Genomic DNA, 18474 nt, shown 5'->3' with positions numbered 1-18474 from the left:
CGAAACGCTTGACCGGCACCCATGTGCTGCCCGGTGGCGACCGTCCCCTGAGCGACACGAATAACATCGGCTTCATTTCTTGGCCGAATCCGACGGCTCATGTGTTGAATCTTCCGCTGAGCAAGGCTGGAAGGGGGAAGGATCAAATTCAAAGACGCTGGATCAAGATTCGGCTATCGACCGCGCCGCCACACCTTGAGGTAGTCCACGCTGAAAGTGGAGGGCAGATCGGCGTCGTCGACAACGCCGAACCAATTCCACATGGCCTCGCTGTCAAAGAGGATTTGCATCGGGAAGAACCAGTGGGTGTTCTTGGCCTCTCGCACCAGGACGCCGTCTACGTACCAGCGCAAGGTGTCGGGCTGCCAGTCAAAGCCGTAGACATGGAAGGCGCTGGCCAGGCGCCACGGGGCGATCCAGCTGCTGCCATCGCTGATGTGGTCGGTGCTCTGTGGCGTGGCCCAGACGTGGGCGTTCATGTTGTATAGACGGTCGAAGGCGGCGCCCTTGGTCTTGCCGCCGATTTCGAATATATCGATCTCCGTGGCATTGTCGGCAAGCCCCGTCCACGCTAGCCAGAAGGCGCTGGAACCCGCCGATTCCATGGGTTTGGCGCGGGCTTCGTAGTAGCCGTAAAAACTGCGCTCGATCGTGCGCACCATCGCCGAGCTATAGCCTTGGTAACCCAGCCGAACGTACTTTTGCGGCACGTTTTCCTTGCGGAAAACGATGTTCAGATTGCCATCGCTCAGGTAGGCATTGTTCGGCGTGAACAGCGCCGGTTTACGCCCGAGCGATTCGGTGCCCGTGGCATTGTTGACGTGCCAGCGGCTGGCATTAAGGGTCGCACCATTGAAGTCGTCGGAAAATCGTGTGTCCACCCTCCATTGGCCGACGTTGGCCTGATCGGACAGCGGCAGTTCGGCATTGATTCGCTGCGGTACAGTGTCCAGGGGGCCGATACGGGTCCAGGAGTTGGCAACCTTGGGGATCGCGACGGCCCATTTTTGCGCCAGGTACTGAAACACGCGCTGCCGTTCCTCCAGAGAGGCCAGGTAACGGTCGTACACCAACACTTCCGCGATGTCGCCACGCAAGTCTTCGGTGCTACCGACCACATTGCGCCCCACCGCAAACGGGCCTATGGGCACGTCGTTGAGTTCCAGAACGAAGAGGGCCGGGGCGTAGGCGGAGGGCTGTTGCACGCTGATCGCGAAATTCGGTGCCACGTTGTCGTTTTCAGCGATCCACGGGCGCGAGCTGAACAGTCGCTGCCAGGTCTCGCCGCCGCTTTGCCCGTTCAGTCTGCGTGACACGATCAATAAGGTCATGGGGCCTTTTGCGGCACGAATGGTCTTGCCAAGGAACGCCGAAGCACCACTCAAGCGCACCACCGAATGGCCATTCATGGCGTTCTCCACACGCTGTGGGAGGGCGGCGCCTGCGGCGTCGTCTACGGCAACGTCATTGGACTTGCCGGACTTGTCGTGCCACCGCAGGAGGTGGTTCTGGGCATCGAAGGTCATTTTTGAAGCATCGGCAGCGTCGAGCCACAGCACCAGGCCGTTGGCCAGCGGCGGGGGAGTACCCCCCGACGCGTAGCACACCACCGATACCAGGGCTGCCAAAAGAATGTACCTGCTCATACCCATTGCTTTAACACAATCGATGCCGCCAATCCGGGTTGGGAGCGGTATCCGTGCGGATTACACATTTGCCATCGCCAGGCGTCGATGATCATCTGCATCAGGTCGCGCTGTGCGTACCAGCCCAGATCACGCCCCGCCTTGGTGGGGTCGGCCCAGCATTCGGCGATATCGCCGGCACGGCGCGGCGCGAACCGGAACGGGATGGTAATACCGGTAATGTCCTCGAAGCTGCGGATGATTTGCAGCACGCTGTGGCCAATGCCTGTTCCCAGGTTCCAGACGTGGATACCGTTTCTGTTCTGCAACGCCCGCAACGCTTTGAGATGGCCTTCGGCAAGGTCGACCACATGGACGTAATCGCGCACGCACGTTCCGTCGACGGTGGGATAGTCGCTGCCGTATACGGTGAGTTCGGGTATTTGCCTCATCGCGACTCGTGTCAGGCAAGGCAGCAGATTGTTGGGCTTGCCATTCGGGTTTTCCCCGATCAGCCCGCTATCGTGGGCACCAATCGGGTTGAAGTAGCGCAGCACCGCAATGCTCCACTGCGGATCGGACAGGCACAAATCGGTGAGCAACTCTTCGATCAGCAGCTTGGTGCGACCATAGGGATTGATCGGTTTGCCTGCGCCCAGATCTTCAATGAGCGGTATCTGTCGGGGGATGCCATACACGGTGGCCGATGAGCTGAACACCAGTTTGAAGACCTCGAATCGGGCCATCGCATGGCAAAGATTGAGCGTACCAATGACATTGTTGGCGTAATAGTCCAGCGGCTTTCGAATGCTTTCCTCCACGGATTTGAGACCGGCAAAGTGCACCACGGCATCGATGTCGTAGCGGCTGAAGATATCATCGAGCAGGTGGTTATCACGGATATCACCTTCAATGAAGTCGACTCGCTTGCGAGTCAGATACTCCAGGCGCGCGAGCGATTCGCGGCAGCTGTTACACAAGTTATCGAGGACCAGCACCTGTTGACCGGCGTCAATCAGGGTCAGGGTGGTATGCGAGCCGATATATCCGGCCCCGCCGGTAATCAACGTGGTTTTGTGCATGATGGGGCGTTCCTGTCACAAGGAAATTGCGCGAGTCAGGAGAATGTGGTCCGGGTAGGAGAAAGGTTGTCGGGTGCGTCCTCTCAGCGGGTGGTGAAAACCGATTTGAATTCTTGCGGCCAGCGCGGATGCATCACGCTGTACGCCACGGCATAGCTCAGCGCGCCAACCACGATGTTGCAGAACAGGTGCAGGTAGCCTTGAACACTCAATCGGGAAGAAACCATCAGGACGATCGCAGCCATGACCAACGAGGCAACCACGCTGCGATAGTTGGTTTCGAAAAACAGCCGCCAGTCATAGCCGATTGCACGGTTCAACCCGCGGATTTGCAGTGGCGTGATGATCGCCATCCGGGCTAGCAGGGCGAGGGCGGCGGCCATGCCGCCATAAAGGCTGCCGAAGCTATAGACCAGCGCCAGTGCCAGTACGGTGGTTGCCACTTCAGCCTTGATGGTCAGGCGGCTGCAATTGACCGCGACCAGTGCGGTTGTGGCGTACATGGCGGTATTGCCGATGGCTGCCGTGCACGCAAGCACTTGCAGCAGGGGAATGGCCTCGGTCCATTTGGCGCCGAAGATCAACAGGATCAGGTCATGCGCCGTGAGTGCGATGCCGATGAACAGGGGCGTCAGCAGGAAGCCGCTGACGGCGGTCGAATCGCTGATGATCGCGCGTAACCGCGATGGGTCGGCGCTGCGCCGGGCAAACACCGGCAGCGCATAGCTGATCAGGCCGTGATAGATCGCCGTGCGCGGCAGATCGATGATGCGCAACGCCATGTTGAACATGCCCACCGCGTTGCTGCCGGCCGTCATGCCCAGGATGACGGTGACCCCGCGCTGTAGCGTTTGCGAACTCAGCGCGTTGACAGCAACCGGTGCGCCGGCCTTCAACAGTTCGCGCAGGAGCGGGCCGTCAATGTAAAAGGCAATGCGGCGCGGGTCTGCACGCATCAATACGACAATGGACACGAACTCCATGATCAGTACCTGGGCAATGACCGCCCAGGCTCCCAACCCCCAAAGCGCGACAGCGATGCCACCCACGCCACCACACACTTTGCCCAGTAACGTGCGCGACGCCAACATCCTGAAGTTGCCGCTACGGCGCATTTGCGCCACATAGACCCGCGCCATCATGGTGAACAGGATTTTCACCGAGGCCACCGCCGTCATCCATCGCAGCACCGGGTCGGGTGTGTACAGCATTACCGCGCCCGAGATGGCGACGATGGACAGCAGGCTGACGAGTACCGACGCCCAGAAAGCTGTGGCGATGTGTTTGTCTTCCAGTCGTTCGAGTCGTACCAGCGGGTCTTCCAGAACCGAGGAATAAATCATCCCGATCAACTCGACGACGGCAATGATGACCGTGCCCACACCCAACTCTGTGGGCGACAGCAGCCTGGCATACGCGACAAAGGTAATCATCGACAGGAAAATCAGGCCGAATTTCTCGGTGAAAATCCAGATCAATTTAACCAGACGATGATTGGCCATGGCGGATACCGGCTCAATGAGCGGTGGTGGACGCAGGTGCCTTGCGCAATGATTGGACGCATGCATAGAGGAAGCGCAATGTCGGTTTGCCGTTCCTGAAGATCAGCGCTTGCCAGGAATACTCCAGCATTCGCCGGTACACACCGATCACTTGGGCATGCTCTCCTCTGCGGGAAAACAGTTCGAGAAAGTCGGAGAGGCTGCCCAGCGCGAAATCGATCCGTTGCTGCTTGCTGAGCTGCGGGCCAAAGTGGGCGAGGTACTCTTCGATGAACCTGATCTTGTGCGGGTAGTACCTTGTCGGTTGCGCGGTCATGTTGGCGCTGTTGACCATGCGCTGCAGCAGCACCTCTGGCACCGTATGGACCTCCCAGTGTTCGGCGATCCGGGTCCACATGAAGCGGTCTTCGGAGTAACGCAGGCTGGCATTGAAGCCGCCGAGTTGCATGATCACGTCGCGTTTGACCATCGCGGAGGACACGCCATTGAGGACGTTGGCGCGGATGAAATCGTCGAAATGCCTACCGTTTTTTTGCCGGTCTTCCAGTATTCGCCTGCCATCGCTGTAGTCGTTATGCACGTAGCAATCTATCAGCCCCACCGGCCGTCCCTGACGATCCAGTTCTTCAAACAGTGCCACTTGTTGCTCCAGCTTTCGCGGATACCATCTGTCATCGGCATCGAGAAACGCCACAAGAGTCTCTTCAGTGTGCTGCAGTCCGTGGTTGCGGGCGCTGGCCTGGCCTTCGTTGGCTTGATGCAACAGCGTCAGGCGAAACGGCGCCGCGAAGTCCCTGACCCGTTGGGGGCCATCATCGGTGGAACCATCGTCGATGACGATGACGTGATCGGGCAGTCGGGTTTGCCCGGCCACGGACGCCAGTGTTTGCTCAATGCTGTCGGCGCCGTTGTACATCGGGATTATGACGCACACGGTATGGGGTGAAGGGTGGGCTTGGTCTGGCATGGCTATTTCTCCTTTCGTTACGCCTTGGCTGAGTCGCGCGGTAATGCCTCGCCGGACGGACGCTGACGCAGGGTTGCCGTTGACAACTCGGGGTATTTCGCGTGGTGATGCCGAAAGGACAGGGCCAGGACGCAGAACACCAGAAACTCCGCCGAGCGGTAGTTGGGCACGACATACGCTACAAAGTTGGTGAGCATGAATGATCCGACGATGACCATCGCGCTGACATGAAACCGTGCCGATTGGTCCGCCATCACGGCCCGATAGTGTTTGAGCAGTGCCTCGATCAGCATGAGGACCAGTGCTATCAACTGAACGATGCCGCCGTTTAGCAAGGTTTCCATGTAGCCGTTGTGGGCATTACCGATGTAACCCCAGCGGCTGATAAAGACCTCGGCGCTGGGGCTGGACCAGAAGGCGCCGAAGCCATAACCCTTGATGAATTCGGCGTCGATCAGCGGTGTGAGCAGGTCCCAGATCAACGTGCGGTCGGTGAGTGATGGATCACGACCGGTCAGCTCCAGCAGCAGCGTGTAGTTGCCGTAGAGAAAGAAACAGATCAGCAAATAGACGATTGTGGTGCCGAGGAATGCGGGCCATGAGCGGTTGATGTGCAAACGGATCAGCGTGAGGAAGTACCAGTAACTCACGGTGCCGGCAACAATCAGTGCTATGGCGGTGGCGGATTGGGCCAGTGCAATGGCGATCAGCGAGAACAACGAGCAGATGATGGCCCAGGGATTGCCCTGACGGATCATCGGCAGCAGTAGCAAAATGGCGATCGCGTTGATCCGGGCGCCGGCATTCTTATCCGGGAAAATCCCTTTGAACGCCCCGTCGCGAAGACCGCCGTAAATGAAGGCGATATCGGGCCTGACAAGCGCGAGTATCAAGCCCAATAGCGTAGCGGCGCCGATGATACAGCCAAGCATGAAGGCGATTTTCTCGAGGCTGTAGTTGTAGGCGATGAAACCCGCAAAGAAGACCACGCCGATCAGCGCCACAAAACGTTTGAAACTCAGTATCGGGTCGTGGGACCAACTGATCGATACCGCCAGACAGAGCATGAACACCAGCAGGAAGACGTTGTTCCTGTAAAAGCTTTTACTGAGGAAGACCTTGTTGCGGATGAAGAAGAACAGCGGTACCAGCAGGGTGATCAGACCGCAAATCTGATTGACCGCGTTGCCTTCGAGGTCTTTTTCGGCTGCGTCCAGATTCGACGTATCCGCCAGCCCGAAAAAAAATCCGATCACCTGGATGTAGAACAGCACACCGAACAACGTGAAGGCGTTGCGCAGCGTGCTGTACCTGACTTCCAGTGTGTTCATGACGACTGGCTCCCGAGTAGCGCATCGAGATAAGTTTTCGCCGCGCAGGCGCTCACGAAACGGGCGGCGGCTTCGATGCGGGCCTGGCGATTTACATCACGCGGCGACGTCAGCTGCGTCGTGATGGCCTGCGCCAGTGCGTCAGGGTCGTCGACGGCCACCAGCGGAGCGATCGCGCCATTATCGAGAATCTCTTGCGGCCCATAGGGGCAGTGAGTCGATACCACCGGAGTGCCAGTGGCCATGGCCTCGACCAGTGCATTGGGGCTGCCCTCGAAACGCGACGACAGTACAAAACAATCGGCCGCCGCCACTTCTGCCATCGGATCACTGGTATAGCCTGGTAAATCGAACCGGTCGGCCACGCCCACAGCAACCGCTTGTTCGAGCAATTGGGCCCTGAGCGCGCCTTCGCCGAAAATGATCAATCGGGCACAAGGATCAGGCAGTCGGGCGAAGGCATCGATCAATACGTCAAAGCCTTTTTGCCGAGCCAGGCGGCCCACGGCGACAATCACCGGGGTGGACTTCTCCCGCAGCCAGCGGTGGTTTGGACGCTCCGGTGCCTTGTCGCGAAAATCATTGTCGAGTACCGGGTTGTCGGCGATGGTGACATCCTGGGGGCGGGTGATGGTGGAGTCGACGAGATCCTGGGCGACGCCGCGCGAGACGCAGATCACCGGATTGGGGATCAGTCGATACAGCAATGGTGCCAACAGATACGCTGTGCGCACCGTCAGCGTGGGGTTGACATATTTGTCATGGGAAAACGCGTTGCGTTCGCTGACATGCAGGCGCGCCAGCGTACCTGACAGCGCGGCGGCGGCGATGGCCACGACGTTGACATGGGTGAGGGCGGCCAGTTGCGCATCAAAGCGATTGTGGCGAAGAAAGCGTGCCAGCGCCGGCACGGCCCTGGAGCTGCGCGCGCTGTGCAACTCGACCTTTTTTACCCGTGGGTCGAGGTGCGCCGAGTTCACGCCTGCGCCAGTGAGCATCAGTAAAGTTACGTCATTGCCAGCGTCAGTCAGCGCTCCAGCGAGGCGTGCCATCATTTTTTCGGCACCGCCTCCGCCCAAGTCCTGCAGAATAATCAGCAATTTTTTCATTGATTCCATACCTGGTAATACGCCTGCGCGGCGTATTGACTGGTGTACTGGCGGACTGCGTCAGCGGCCACCTGTGCGTTTGGCGCAACCTGATCTTGCGAGGCCAGGCTGCGTAGCATCCCTTCGGCCAGCGCCGGCACATCATTGACCTTGACCAAGTGGCCGAGGCGGCCGTTATCAAGCAGCTCCCTGGGCCCGGTTTCGCAGTCGCAGGCCAGCACGGGCGTACCCAGCGCCAGAGCCTCGATCAGGACGGTCGGCAAGCCTTCATGAAATGAACTCAGGATCAGCAGTCGTGCATGCCTGATCAATGGGTAGGGATTGCTCAGAAAACCAGTGAAACGCACACGGTCCTCGATGCCCAGGTGGCTTGCCTGCAATGTCAGCGCGGCGAGTTGCGGACCATCGCCAATGATCACCAGATCCGGCAGCGCGGCGCTGCTCAATGCCATGGCATAGGCATCGAGCAGCAAATGGAAACCCTTCGGTTCCACCAACCGGCCCACTGCCAACCAGAACTCGGTCGGCAACCCTCTGAGCAGGGGCGTCTGCGCGGCGCTGAGCAGTTGCTCGGTGACCACCGCATTGGGGCAATAACGGATACGCTGGCGACCCCAGGGCACCAGATCGGCGAGGGCCTGATGCAGACCTTTGGATACCGCCACGACCTGATCGTTGCCGCAGAGGTACAACCCATAGAGCAGGCGCAGAGTAGTAAGGCCGATTTTCTGTTCGCCGCAATCCAGTGCCGCGTGACGGGCGTAGATGACCTTGCATGAGCGACCCAGGGTGGCAAACCAGGTGCAGAGGTTGGCCTGTTCCTTGGCGGCGATAAGGTGGGTCACACGCTCTCGGCGGATAAGGCGACGCAGCACTCCGATCGACTTGAGCAGACCGACGAATCCATTGCCGCCACCATTGAAGGTGGCCGCTTCTTCATCGTCCGCGGTATCGCCGTTCATGACGAAATAACTGACCCGCTGGCCATCCTTGAGAAACTGTCGGGCCAGGCGTTGCTGGACACGCTCCAGGCCGCCATCGGGCTTGAAGTCCTTGAGGATGAACAGGATATGCATGGTTGGCGCTCAGGGATAAGTGATATGGATCGTCACTTGACGCCGGACAATCATCGCCAGCAGATGAACAAAATTGCTCGGGTAATCGACCAGGTAGCGCTTGATGGTGTGCGGTTCGCGGTACATCCGATAGAACGCGCGCAGATGCAGGCGGTTGATCAGCTCAGGGTAGTAATGGTGTGTGGCCGTCGCCTCTTGGCGAATGAAACCGCCACAGGTGAATGCCACACCGTTGAAGCCGGCACGCAGGACATCCTGTTCGAACTGCTCTTGAAGCCCGGCGCCCAGGCCGACGATCAGGATGTTGGCTTCACTGCGACAGATATCCGCTTGAATGCACGCGGCCTGCGGTGCATCGAAATAGCCGTTGTGATGACCGGCAATAAGCAGCGCCGGGTAGCGACCCTTGATCTTATTGATGAACAGGTCCAGTTCGGTTTGCCTGGCACCGACAAAATAGATGCGCTTGCCTTGTTTCTCGGCGCAACTGAAGACAGCGTCGGCGATGGACGTGAAGTCGAAGCTGACCCGGCCGATCGTCCGGCCGGTGATGCGCGACATGAAGGTAGACATCAACATTCCATCGCAAAAATAGGCGATGGACGTCGGGGCCCGGTCGAACAGACTGCCGACGGACGCAAAATTAATGAAGGAAAATGCTTTGTTGGCATCCAGCAGGTTCGGTGCGAAATGGCCGATCAGTTCCAGATCGATCATGGCTGACTCCTTAATAAATGTCCTTTGAGAACAACGTGAAAGGGGTCTTGACGAGAATCTTGATGTCCAGCCACAGCGACCATTGGTTGATGTAGTTGAGGTCCTGGGCGACGCGCTGCTGCATTTTTTCCAACGTCTGGGTTTCACCGCGATGCCCGGTGATCTGGGCCAACCCGGTGATTCCCGGCTTGAGGCGATGACGGGCCATGTAGGCGCGTACTTTGCCGGTGTAGTAAATGTTGTGAGTGACCGCGTGCGGTCGCGGGCCGACAAGGGCCATGTCACCGAACAGCACGTTGAAAAGCTGCGGTAGCTCATCGATCGAACTACGGCGCAAAAAGCGCCCGAGCGGGGTGATGCGTTCATCTTCGCGAGAGGCTTGGCGCACTTCGCTGTCGTCATGCATACGCATCGAGCGGAACTTCCAGACCTTGATCACCTCGGCGTTACAGCCGTAACGATTTTGTTTGAACAACACCGGGCCGGGCGAAGAGAGCTTGATCGCTGCCGCCACGATCAGCAGCAAGGGGCTGAGCACAATAATGGCCACGGCGGCCAGGCTACGTTCGAACAGCTCTTTGCAGAGCAGGCTGCCGGGGTGCGAACTGATGAGGCTTTCATTGAGGTAGATGGCCGGCATTCGTTCTATTTCCGAGATCGATTGATTGAGCAGCACCATGCTGCCGAAATCAGGAATCCAGACCACGTCGACATTCATGTCCAGAAGGTCGATGTACAGGGCTTCAATGATGGCTGCCTGCGCCAACGGCAGGACGATGTAGACCCGGCGTACGTGCAGGTGGGTGATGATCTCGCGAATTTCGTCGATGCGGCCCAGCAGCGGCAAAATGCTCGGTGCCGGGCCGGTATGTTCGGCGGTTGCGATAAACCCCAGTACGGGTACGCGGTTCGGTCTGGACAGTTTCCTTGCAAGCCGGCATGCGGTCGGGCAAGTACCGATGATTACCGCGCGGCGTTCGTTACAGAGCCTGCGCGAGTGCAAGCGAGCCAGGTAATGCAAGGGCAGGAAGCTCGCAGCCTGGATCAGGTAACCCAATACGGTCCAGACGATGATCACTTGACGCGAAAAAATCGCGCTGGTCTGGGTGACAAAGGCGATGCTGATCAGAACGGCCAGCAGAATCAGCCAGGCCGCCAGTAAACGACCGAGCCCCGACAACCACTCATGACGCTTGTGGTAAACCTGCATGACGCTGTAGATCGGAATCGAACCGAGCACAGTGAGAACCATCAGAATGCGGTATTCACTGGTCAGGCTGCCGACCCTCCAATGCACCAGCAACATCAATAACAAGTTGACCAGGCTGAGCGCACACACCCATTGGCCCCAGAAAGTCAGACCTCGCCGGTGCATCATTTGAGCGGTATATAGCGATGTCATCGGCTCAACCTCCAGGCATGGGTTGGACATCGGCGTCGAATTCTGCACGCCCTCGTTCCCGCACGCTGGTATCGATCGACTGGGATGAAGCAGTTTTTGGTGTTTGTTGGAAAGAAGCTACTCAAGAGACAGGCGCAAGGGTTTACCGGGTCAGATAGTCGTAGTTCTGGAACGTATCGCTATGGCTGTAGCCCTGCTTGCGCGCCTTGCGCAGGTCAACCTGGTTGAGCACTACACCGAACACCGGCGCGTGGCTCTGTTGCAGAATGGCGAGGCATTTCTGCACCTGGTTGACCGGTGTGCTTTCGGCTTTGATCACGTAAATCACCGCGTCCGAATGCTTGGCCAGCAATAGCGCGTCGCTGACCATCTGCGCAGGCGGGGAGTCGATGATGATGCGCTGGTAACGCGACTTCAACGCTTCGAGCAGGGGCGCCAGGCACGGCGAGCTAAGTAGATCAAGCGGCGGGGGCGCAAGCTTGCCGGCCGGCAACATGTCTAGATTGCCGACAGTCCGGATACACTCTTCGAGTCGGGCAGTACCCGCCAGGACATTGGCCAGCCCCGGGCTGTCTGCCGGAAAATCGAAATTGAGCGAAAGGCTGGATCGGCGCATGTCGGCATCGATCAGCAGGACCCGCTCCAGCAATGCAAGCGAGTAAGCCAGGTTGTTGGCAATGGTGCTTTTACCTTCATCGGCCATGGTCGAGGCAACGAGCACTACCTGTGACGGCTTTTCTCCACTGTGCAACATCAGCCAGGTGCGCAAGTTACGAATGGTCTCGCAAAAACGCGGATGCTCGTTGTCGTCGAACAATCGCGCCAGTTGCCGGCGGCTTCTCTTCGTGACCAGCGGCACCACACTGAGCAGGGGGATATTAAGCGTGCTTTCGACCGCTTCGTCGGTCTTGAAGGTTTTGTTCCGGGCTTCGGATATTAATGCCAGCGCCATGCCGATCAGCGCGGCCACGATGGCGACAATCACCATGATCAGTGTTTTACGGGGTTTGCTTGGTTCCAAAGGCGCAATCGCAGGGTCGACGATGCGCGCTTTGGTGGAATCCATGTCTGAGGTGGCCGCAGTTTCCTTCAAGCGAGTGATGAAGGTCTCATACAGCGCGCGACTGCTGTCGACTTCTCGCTGGAACTCACGCAGCTGGAACTCCTTGCGCGAAATATCCTGTATCTGGGTCTTGTTGCTGTTGAATGATTTATGCAGTGAGCTTTCACTGGCTTTGGCTAGCTGGTAATCCTGTTCGATGCTGGCAACCACCTGTCGAACCTGTAGACGCAAACTGTCGGTGGCCGTACGCAACTCGGCGAGGGCGGCGATCAGGGTCGGATGTTTTGGACCATAACGCCCGGACAATTCTTCGACCTTGGCTTGAGCCTTGGCCTGTTGTGCCTGGAATTTCTGCACCAAAGCGTTGCTCAAGACGGCGGGGACACTGGAGAGTCTGCTCAGATCGCCATTGCTCAGGGCCTGGACCTGACGGTACCGGCTCTCGGCTTCCGCCAGGTTACGGCGGGCATCGATCATGCGGTTGCCGGTCATTTCCAGCTCATTGGCGCTGATGGTGGCGACACCGCCGACATCGACCAGGCCTTGTTCTTCCCGATAAGCCTGAAGCTTGTTTTCGGCAATGCGCAGGTTATTGCGCAATTCGACCAGGCGTGAATTCATCCAACTGGCGTTGGTCTGCGAGGACTTCAGGCTATTGTCGAACTGGCTATCGATGAAGCCTTGGGCAATCGCATTGGCGGTTGCGGCCGCCAGGTCAGGGTCGGGCAGCAACACCTCTATGCTGAGCAGTTGGCTCTTGCCGACGAATTTGACGTCGGTGCGCTTCATGAGGTTCTGCGTGACCTCATTGAAAATGTCGGTTTCAGTGGGCGTTACCTGTTGGGGCATCAAAAAGTCCAGTGCCGGCAACCACTGGCCAAGATCAAGGTTTGCCAACCATGTGCGTGGTGTAAACCATGACTGCGGTTGCTGGCGGGGATCGGTCACCGGGTTAGTGGTGAGGTTGAGCTTTTTGACGGCGCGTTCGGCCAAGTCCCGCGATTGCAGGAGCGCCAGTTGTGTCTGCAAGTAATCGACGGTACCGGAGCTTGAGTCTGTGACTTGCTGGAAAGCCAGCAGCGGTGGCGTTTTTTCTTTGATCAGCAGGGTGGTGGTGCCGATGTATTGCGAGGGAATGAGCGACAGCGTGGCCATTGCGAGCGCACAGGCAACCAGCATCAACCATGCGATTTTCCAATGAGCACGCCAGATCACCCTCCAGAATTTGAGCAGGTCAATGGTGTCCTTCTCCTCGCCATGCTGCTGGTGCTGAGGCAGATGCGCCTGGAGCGGACGTTCAACGTAGATGCTTGGGCTGTTATCCATGATTTAGAAAAAGCCTTGTGCAATGGAGATGGTGTCACCAGGAGCGATGGCGGTGCTGCGCGTGACCGTATCGGTCAATGGTGGTGAGCCATCGCCGCGCACGATGGTCACTCGCTTGATCGAGGCCCGTTCGGTCAGGCCACCGCCCAGTGCAATGGCTTTTTCCAGTGTCAGCCCGGGCTCGTATGGATAGCTGCCGGGCTTTTGTACTTCGCCATTGATGTAGAACGAGCGGTAGACGATCAGGTTGAGGCTGACCTTGGGGTCGACCAGGTAACCTTGCTTGAGCCCGTCGACGATGATCTTTTCCACCTGATTGGGGGTGAGCCCCTTGGCGGAGATCTCACCCAGGAACGGATAGGAAAATGTACCTGCGTCATTGAGGCGGATTTTGTCGAAGCTCAAATCCCGCTCTCCGAATACGGTGATGCGCAATACATCGCCGGCCGCCAGTTTGTACTGGGCGCCGGTGTCCGCTGCAAAAGTCACGGGCAACAGCCACGGCACAAACAACAAGCCAAGCATTCGCGAGTTCATGGGGGGAGACCTCTTAGAGACTTACGTTGAAGCTGAGCAGGAAGATGTTGCGTTCAAAACTATGGTTGTCGGCGTCGGAATTGTCGTTGCGGTGGCGATAGCCCAATTCGATATCCAGCCAGCGGCGCATCTGGTATTCCACGGCGAAGTTGTAGTCGCGAAGGTTGTCGGTGCGGTTCTGCCCCTCGTACTCATAGCGGGCCAGCCCTGCTTCGGCCACGGTTGTGATTCGCTCGGTCCAGCCATGACGCCAGCCAAACAGGGCAGAGCTGGTCTTGACGGCGTCAGCACCGTCGTCGCCCTCGGCCAGTGCCTGGCGAGCAACGAACGAAAAGGTCGAGTAGGTTCGTGGCTTCCATCGCAGGTCCACCTGCCAGGTAGGGTTACTGAGGTCTTTGACACCGCTGTCATCAAAGCTCTTGCGCTCATAACCAATGCGTACTTTGCCGGTGGTGCGTGCGGTGAAGTCCCACTCGGCACCGGCCAGGACCGCATTGGACGTGCTGTTGAGACGGCTGTCGGAGAGCAGGTAGTCGAAGACGGTGTGGTCGTACTCCAGCAAGCCGCGGGTGTTGCTGCCTATACGGTGGTACCAGGTGGTGGTCAGGCCGGTGGTATTACGCTCTTTGTCTTTATTGATGCCGTCGGAGTTGTCGTAACGAAGTTGAGCGTAACTTGCGCCCAGATCGATCTGATTGGCAGCGCTCCTCGCGCCGTAGGTATAGAGACCATTGACGCGATTAGTGCGAATCTTGTCATAGATGCCATCGACAGCAGTCGATGTCGTGCGCTCGTATTTACGCGCTTCCCCTTCAAGTTTCAGGCGATGGCGGTCGGTGAACTCCATGATGCTGTCGAGCCGCACACGTTGTGCCGTATTCGAGGCGTCCGGATGATCATGATAAATGTAGCGGGTAGGCTGCCAGATAAGTCGCGTGGCACTGTTTCGATCTTCGGCCTTGAGTTCGAAAGAGGGCGCCACCTTGGTCACCATGGAAGACTGACGTCCCCGATCCAGTTCCCGGAAGTTGTCATCGTAGCTCTCTGAAAATAACAATGTAGGTGTGAAGTCGAATCCGTAGATGTCAATGGCCTGGGGGTCGAGACTCCAGGCCGCTCCGGGATATAAAGAGATCATTATCAGTGCGAAAGGGCCGCGGGTCTTAAGGGTCATGTCATTGCTCCTGGGGGACGAATCCAATGACTATAGACCGGAAAAAACAGGGCCGAATGTGCGCGATGTAACATCGGCTGGTGTCAGTAGTTTCTTCATTAGAATGGAGCTCGTAAGTGTGAATGATCACGCGCCAGGAAACAATTCATGAAATAAAAAAGGCATAAGCTCTTGTTTGAGTTTGAAGTTGGGTGGGGTGTGTTCAAGTTCGTTATTGAAGCAAGTTGAATAGGAGCTTATAGATGGAGGCGTGCTCGCTCAATATCAGTCAATGGAATGCGTATCGGCTGTTCTCTGTTTAGAAAGTGAAGCAGGATCATGACTCGCTCGTCACCTAACATGGTCATGAAAATACCTTCGAGTGTCGACAGCGGCCCTCGGGTTATTTGCAGTTTTTCGCCGGGCTTGAACGTGTGAGGTGCAAGAATTTCCGGTGGTTTATAGCACCGCTCTTGCAAGTGTTCGATGACATCGTCAGGGACCATTGCCGGGCCGTGATTAAAATCGACGATTCGGCTGACGCCACGGGTAGAACGCAAAGGCGCCCACTTGTCGTCACGGCCTAGCTGAATGAAAAGGTAGCCCGGGAAGAGAGGCTCAAGGGATTGATGGGGGCTACCGTGTATCCTGCGCTGGCTAACGGTTTGCGGGCAAAATATGACGTAGTTTTGCCGCAATAAATTGATTTTCGCCCGTTCGTCCTGACGTGGCTTGCACTGCAAAAGATACCAGTTAGAGGCTTGGGTACTGGTCAGCATACTGGCAAGCTCCGTAACGTTGGTTTAAACATGCCTGTCGCTGTCGCGCATTAGCGATGCCTTTATCCTTCCAGTAACTCTATTGAGGGCATGGAAGTCGAGAAAGTGTTAAATTCTTAAGGCACTGTATCAATGATGAAGCATGTAAGGCGCGAGTAACGCTTGGGGTCGAAGTCAAAACTTTTACGTGGAATGTGTAAGTGTTACTTAACACTGTGCGTGAAATAGCCTTCGGACACGAGACAAAGTATGTCTTTTGCGATGGCCAAAGCTACCGCATGGTCCGAACCTTCGACCCTTTAAGAATAAGTACTTTCGTTCGTAAGCCTTACTGACAATGCAGTCGGTAATGGATATTCATCCACTACATTGTCGTCGCCGTTGTCAGGCCTCGACCCTGTTAGGTATTGATCACTCAAGGCGGCCTGTCAAATGTAACTAGTCAAAAATATAGCCTTCTGTCCAATAAGTTATTAAGGCTCTCCAACTAATTGTTTTAAAAATGATTTATGGCAATCGGCATGATCCTGCGGTCCGACGGGGTCGCGGCCAACGTGATGACCTGCGCAAGGCGCCGGGTGGCGGACTCAATCTCTTCGGCACTGAAACCGCCCAGGCCCAGAATCAATCCCGAACGGCCATTGCCACCGGCATACATCGGCGACACGGCACGTACCGATACCTGCGCTTCGGAGGCTTTAGCGGCGACCCATTGATCGTCGATACCCTCCGCCAGCCAAAGCACCAGATGCATGCCCTGATCGCTCGGCTCCAGCCATGCAAGTTCGCGAGGAATCAGCCTGGCAACCGCTTCGATGATTTGCCTGTGGATGTCTGCGTATACGCCGCGGATTCGCCGGATGTGCCGATCCAGATGTCCTTCTGCGATGAACGCTGCGAGCACGTGCTGATCGGCGTTGGCGGGATGCCGATCCATCAGGACCCGCGCACCGCAAAAGGCTTGCACCAGATAAGGCGGAACGATTGCGTAGCCGAGTCGTAACGAGGGGAACAGTATTTTGCTGAACGTCCCCAGGTAGATAACCCGGTCGGGGTCCAGCCCTTGCAAGGATGGAAAAGGGTGGCCGGCGTAACGCAGTTCACTGTCGTAATCGTCCTCGACGATCCAGGCATCGGACGCCCTGGCCCATGCCAGCAAGGCATTGCGTCTGGCCATGCTCATTGGCATGCCGAGCGGGTATTGATGTGACGAGGTTACAAAGGCTACCCGCGCCTGGGGGCATTGCTCCATGCCGTTTTCAACATTCAGCCCCTCGGCATCAACCGGGACGCGGATCATTTGATCGCTATGGCCCGCGCTTTCCAGAATCCCGGTGATACCCCGGTAGGCTGGATCCTCCACCCACGCAAAATCTCCCACATCGAGCAGCACCTGACAGGCGAGATACAGGCCCTGTTGCGTGCCGGATGTAATGATCACCTGGCTCGCTTCACAGCGCACAGAGCGTGACTTGCGCACGTAATCCGCTACCGCTTCCCGTAACTCAAGCGCGCCTTGTGGATCGCCGTATCCCGAGGGAGCTCCGGGGCCCCGCGCCCTGATGCGATTGCCAAGGCGACGCCAGATATCGTCAGGCGCCGCTTTGCCAATGGGCACCGAGACCGAGAACGGAATCTGCGCAGCCGCTGCAAATTGTCGGGCCACCTGAGCGAACCGTTCGATACGCGCAGAGGGCGTCCACGACCTGGCTTCAGTTGGCCGACGCTGTTCCTGCCGGGTGGTTGGCGACGCATCTGCCAAAGAGCGGGCCACCCGCGTGCCCGCTCTGCCTTGGGATTCCAGGAAGCCCTCGGCGATCAATTGCTCAAAGGCTTCAATGACGGTGCCTAGGGCAATCATCAGCGATTTGCCGAGAATGCGTGTCGATGGCAGCAGCTCACCAGGCTTGAGGTCGCCCCTGCGGATCGCGGACCTAAGCGCTTGAGCAAGCTGTCGTCCCAATTGACCTGCGGTTCGATCCAGCGTGCCCAGCGATGGAATTTCAACAACGTTGGCTTTACGCGCCATCAATTCTGGCTCAGTGATTATGTTGGATATTGGCTCTATACCATGGGCCAGTTCATCAACACAATTCACACCAAGGCCACCTCACCACTGGCGCGCTGTCCCCACCCTTGAACGATTGAAGGAGTTGATATGTACGTACCTGCCCATTTTGATGAGCCTCGCGCCGAAGCCCTTCATGAGCTGATCGTGCAGCACCCGCTGGGCATTCTGTTTACCAACGGTGAAAGTGGACTGGATGCCAACCACATTCCTTTCGAGTTAAAGGCCTCGGAGGGGCAGTTCGGTGTTCTCCAGGCGCACGTCGCGCGCGCCAATCCGGTCTGGCAAGACGTTAAAAATGGCGACGAAGTCTTGGTGGTTTTTCGCGGTGCCGAGGCTTACATCTCGCCCACCTGGTATCCGAGCAAGCACGAAACCCATAAGCAGGTTCCGACCTGGAACTACAAGGTGGTGCACGCCCATGGGAGGATCACCCTTCAYGATGATGAGCGCTACGTTCGTGGGTTGGTGGCGCTCCTGACTCGAACCCATGAGTCGTCCCAGCCCGAGCCATGGAAAATGACGGACGCCCCGAAGGACTACATTGCCTCGATGCTCAAAGCGATCGTTGGGGTCGAGATCGAGATCACTCGCCTGGTCGGTAAATTCAAGTTGAGCCAGAACAAAGAAGCGAGAGACATCCGCGGTGCAGGCCAGGCGCTCAAGGACAGCGGGAAAATAGTGTTGGCAGAGGCAATGCTCGCGGGTGTCGATGCCAAATCCTGAGGCTGGTCTGC

The 18474-nt window shown here is 57.5% G+C and carries 15 protein-coding genes; 1 reads left to right on the top strand and 14 read right to left on the bottom strand.

The window, feature by feature from the left end; genetic code table 11:
* Positions 1 to 173: 173 nt before the first annotated feature.
* From AC1D2Q_RS27215 to pdxR, 14 genes are all read right to left on the bottom strand, one after another.
* Complete coding sequence (locus AC1D2Q_RS27215) at positions 174 to 1646, bottom strand: family 16 glycosylhydrolase (RefSeq protein ID WP_477815221.1); 1473 nt, start codon at positions 1644 to 1646, stop codon at positions 174 to 176.
* A complete protein-coding gene (gene galE / locus AC1D2Q_RS27210; RefSeq protein ID WP_477815220.1) occupies positions 1643 to 2707 on the bottom strand; it encodes a UDP-glucose 4-epimerase GalE in 1065 nt (354 codons plus the stop codon). The genes AC1D2Q_RS27215 and galE overlap by 4 nt, the downstream gene beginning before the upstream one ends.
* Before the next feature lie 83 nt (positions 2708 to 2790).
* On the bottom strand, positions 2791 to 4209 hold the full coding sequence (locus AC1D2Q_RS27205) for an oligosaccharide flippase family protein (protein ID WP_477815219.1): 1419 nt from the start codon (positions 4207 to 4209) through the stop codon (positions 2791 to 2793).
* A 13-nt stretch (positions 4210 to 4222) separates the two neighbouring features.
* Positions 4223 to 5176 (bottom strand): glycosyltransferase family 2 protein, encoded by a 954-nt coding sequence (locus AC1D2Q_RS27200; RefSeq protein ID WP_477815218.1) that lies wholly within the window; start codon positions 5174 to 5176, stop codon positions 4223 to 4225.
* Between the two features lie 17 nt (positions 5177 to 5193).
* Positions 5194 to 6507 (bottom strand): O-antigen ligase family protein, encoded by a 1314-nt coding sequence (locus AC1D2Q_RS27195; protein ID WP_477815217.1) that lies wholly within the window; start codon positions 6505 to 6507, stop codon positions 5194 to 5196.
* Positions 6504 to 7616: a glycosyltransferase gene (locus AC1D2Q_RS27190; protein ID WP_477815216.1), complete on the bottom strand. Its 1113-nt coding sequence runs from the start codon at positions 7614 to 7616 to the stop codon at positions 6504 to 6506. The genes AC1D2Q_RS27195 and AC1D2Q_RS27190 overlap by 4 nt, the downstream gene beginning before the upstream one ends.
* Complete coding sequence (locus AC1D2Q_RS27185; RefSeq protein ID WP_477815215.1) at positions 7613 to 8692, bottom strand: glycosyltransferase; 1080 nt, start codon at positions 8690 to 8692, stop codon at positions 7613 to 7615. The genes AC1D2Q_RS27190 and AC1D2Q_RS27185 overlap by 4 nt, the downstream gene beginning before the upstream one ends.
* Before the next feature lie 9 nt (positions 8693 to 8701).
* The gene (locus tag AC1D2Q_RS27180; RefSeq protein WP_477815214.1) at positions 8702 to 9409 is read right to left on the bottom strand and encodes a WecB/TagA/CpsF family glycosyltransferase; all 708 of its coding nucleotides are present in this window, start codon (positions 9407 to 9409) and stop codon (positions 8702 to 8704) included.
* 10 nt (positions 9410 to 9419) lie between these two features.
* A complete protein-coding gene (locus AC1D2Q_RS27175; protein ID WP_477815213.1) occupies positions 9420 to 10811 on the bottom strand; it encodes an undecaprenyl-phosphate glucose phosphotransferase in 1392 nt (463 codons plus the stop codon).
* Between the two features lie 142 nt (positions 10812 to 10953).
* A complete protein-coding gene (locus AC1D2Q_RS27170; RefSeq protein WP_477815212.1) occupies positions 10954 to 13200 on the bottom strand; it encodes a GumC family protein in 2247 nt (748 codons plus the stop codon).
* Between the two features lie 3 nt (positions 13201 to 13203).
* On the bottom strand, positions 13204 to 13737 hold the full coding sequence (locus AC1D2Q_RS27165; protein WP_028940768.1) for a polysaccharide biosynthesis/export family protein: 534 nt from the start codon (positions 13735 to 13737) through the stop codon (positions 13204 to 13206).
* Positions 13738 to 13750: 13 nt separating this feature from the next.
* On the bottom strand, positions 13751 to 14911 hold the full coding sequence (locus tag AC1D2Q_RS27160; protein WP_477815211.1) for an outer membrane beta-barrel protein: 1161 nt from the start codon (positions 14909 to 14911) through the stop codon (positions 13751 to 13753).
* Between the two features lie 236 nt (positions 14912 to 15147).
* Complete coding sequence (rfaH, locus tag AC1D2Q_RS27155) at positions 15148 to 15669, bottom strand: transcription/translation regulatory transformer protein RfaH (protein WP_477815210.1); 522 nt, start codon at positions 15667 to 15669, stop codon at positions 15148 to 15150.
* A 496-nt stretch (positions 15670 to 16165) separates the two neighbouring features.
* The gene (gene pdxR / locus AC1D2Q_RS27150) at positions 16166 to 17698 is read right to left on the bottom strand and encodes a MocR-like pyridoxine biosynthesis transcription factor PdxR (RefSeq protein ID WP_477815209.1); all 1533 of its coding nucleotides are present in this window, start codon (positions 17696 to 17698) and stop codon (positions 16166 to 16168) included.
* Positions 17699 to 17827: 129 nt separating this feature from the next.
* Between pdxR and AC1D2Q_RS27145 the strand changes: the two genes are divergently transcribed.
* Positions 17828 to 18463 carry an FMN-binding negative transcriptional regulator gene (locus tag AC1D2Q_RS27145; protein ID WP_477815208.1) on the top strand — a complete coding sequence of 212 codons (636 nt, stop codon included), beginning with the start codon at positions 17828 to 17830 and terminating at the stop codon, positions 18461 to 18463.
* Positions 18464 to 18474 lie beyond the last annotated feature (11 nt).

It is taken from the genome of Pseudomonas sp. P1_A1 (assembly GCF_056406935.1).
Note: the sequence above shows the minus strand (reverse complement) of the source record. Positions and strands in the feature narration are given on the sequence as shown.

Coding starts and splice junctions, on each gene's coding strand:
- AC1D2Q_RS27215 (WP_477815221.1), bottom strand. CDS start 1,646: ATGAGCAGGTACATTCTTTTGGCAGCCCTGGTATCGGTGGTGTGCTAC.
- rfaH (WP_477815210.1), bottom strand. CDS start 15,669: ATGCTGACCAGTACCCAAGCCTCTAACTGGTATCTTTTGCAGTGCAAG.
- AC1D2Q_RS27185 (WP_477815215.1), bottom strand. CDS start 8,692: ATGCATATCCTGTTCATCCTCAAGGACTTCAAGCCCGATGGCGGCCTG.
- AC1D2Q_RS27190 (WP_477815216.1), bottom strand. CDS start 7,616: ATGAAAAAATTGCTGATTATTCTGCAGGACTTGGGCGGAGGCGGTGCC.
- AC1D2Q_RS27180 (WP_477815214.1), bottom strand. CDS start 9,409: ATGATCGATCTGGAACTGATCGGCCATTTCGCACCGAACCTGCTGGAT.
- AC1D2Q_RS27160 (WP_477815211.1), bottom strand. CDS start 14,911: ATGACCCTTAAGACCCGCGGCCCTTTCGCACTGATAATGATCTCTTTA.
- AC1D2Q_RS27170 (WP_477815212.1), bottom strand. CDS start 13,200: ATGGATAACAGCCCAAGCATCTACGTTGAACGTCCGCTCCAGGCGCAT.
- pdxR (WP_477815209.1), bottom strand. CDS start 17,698: ATGGCGCGTAAAGCCAACGTTGTTGAAATTCCATCGCTGGGCACGCTG.
- AC1D2Q_RS27200 (WP_477815218.1), bottom strand. CDS start 5,176: ATGCCAGACCAAGCCCACCCTTCACCCCATACCGTGTGCGTCATAATC.
- AC1D2Q_RS27165 (WP_028940768.1), bottom strand. CDS start 13,737: ATGAACTCGCGAATGCTTGGCTTGTTGTTTGTGCCGTGGCTGTTGCCC.
- AC1D2Q_RS27175 (WP_477815213.1), bottom strand. CDS start 10,811: ATGACATCGCTATATACCGCTCAAATGATGCACCGGCGAGGTCTGACT.
- AC1D2Q_RS27195 (WP_477815217.1), bottom strand. CDS start 6,507: ATGAACACACTGGAAGTCAGGTACAGCACGCTGCGCAACGCCTTCACG.
- AC1D2Q_RS27205 (WP_477815219.1), bottom strand. CDS start 4,209: ATGGCCAATCATCGTCTGGTTAAATTGATCTGGATTTTCACCGAGAAA.
- galE (WP_477815220.1), bottom strand. CDS start 2,707: ATGCACAAAACCACGTTGATTACCGGCGGGGCCGGATATATCGGCTCG.